The organism is Escherichia sp. WS1118, assembly GCF_046487695.1.
Lineage (GTDB): Bacteria > Pseudomonadota > Gammaproteobacteria > Enterobacterales > Enterobacteriaceae > Escherichia > Escherichia coli.
In genome coordinates this window covers 1-1,362 of record NZ_JBJQIZ010000036.1, presented here as the reverse complement: position 1 = coordinate 1,362, position 1,362 = coordinate 1, and the positions used below count along the sequence as shown (strand labels likewise).

Sequence of the window (1,362 nt, the reverse complement as noted above, 5' to 3'; positions counted from 1 at the left end):
TAAAACTTGCCGCTGTAAATCATTACCTGGCTGGTCATGCAGGCATCATTTCTACGGCAAAACTCTTTCAACTTTCTCACACCAGCCTCTCACACTGGATTAATCTTTTTCTTCTTCACGGTCCTCGGGCACTGGATTGCAGACACAAGCGTAGCTATTCTCCTGAAGATAAACTTTGCGTGGTTCTTTATGCTCTCGGGCATTCTGAGTCTCTACCCCGGGTAGCTGCCCGGTTTAACATTCCCAGCCACAACACGGTTAAAAACTGGATAAAAGGCTACCGCAAATCTGGTAATGAGGCCTTTATCAGGCGCAGGAAGGAGAAAAGCATGACCCGTTCTGATGATACCCATGAAAACGAGGCAAACATGACGCCGGAAGAGATGAAGAATGAGCTGCGTTATCTTCGCGCAGAAAATGCATATCTGAAAGCCATGCAGGAGCATCTTCTGGAAAAAAAGCGCCAGGAGCTGGAGAAAAAACGAAAGTCATCCAGAGCCTGAGGTACGGACACTGCCAGTCTGACCTGTTAAAGGCCGCAGGGCTGGCCAGAAGCACGCTGTACTACCAGCTGTCACTGCAGAAGGCTAAGGACAAGTATGCTGATGTGAAACAGCTCATAGCCTCCATCTTCCATGAACACCGGGGATGTTATGGGTACCGGCGGATCCATTGTGAGCTTCAGAAAAGAGGTCTTAAGTTCAGTGGCAAAACGGTGAGAAAACTGATGCAACAGCTCGGCCTGAAGTCTCCTGTGCGCCTGAAGAAATACCGGTCTTACCGGGGAAATATGGGACTCGCTGCAGAAAATATCCTTCAGCGACAGTTCAAAGCGGAAGCTCCCTGTGAGAAATGGGTGACAGATATCACCGAATTCAGGGCTGGCGGACAAAAACTGTACCTGTCCCCGATACTTGATTTGTTTAACGGGGAAATCGTGGCGTGGGAAACGGCCTGCAGGCCTACAGAGGAGCTGGTGAAGCGGATGTTAAATAAGGGTCTGGAAAGCCTTGCTGAAGGGGAGAAACCGCTGCTCCACAGTGATCAAGGATGGCATTACCGGATAAAAAGTTATCAGTCCGCCCTGGCGGACAGAGGGTTAGTGCAGAGCATGTCGCGCAAGGGCAACTGCCTTGATAATGCGGTAATGGAGAACTTCTTTGGTCACCTGAAAGAAGAAATGTACTATCGCCGGGACTACAGAAATGTAGAAGAGCTGGAAAATGCCGTTAACGAATACATAACTTACTGGAATCAAAAAAGAATAAAACTCAGTCTTGGGGGACTCAGCCCGGTAGAATACCGGACTGAGTATCAAAAAGCCGGTTAACTGAAACTGTCCAGGTTTTGGGGTTCAGTTCA

1 protein-coding gene is annotated in these 1,362 nt (G+C 48.8%); it reads left to right on the top strand.

Annotated elements, in window-relative coordinates:
• Positions 1-1,330, top strand: a protein-coding gene (locus ACJHYO_RS23930; protein ID WP_100228235.1) for an IS3-like element IS1397 family transposase whose coding sequence is annotated in 2 segments (ribosomal slippage) — positions 1-462 and positions 462-1,330 — 1,331 coding nt annotated over the 2 segments. Because the reading frame shifts where the segments join, the coding sequence is not laid out codon by codon here. This gene is flagged as partial in the annotation.
• Between the last annotated feature and the right edge of the window lie 32 nt (positions 1,331-1,362).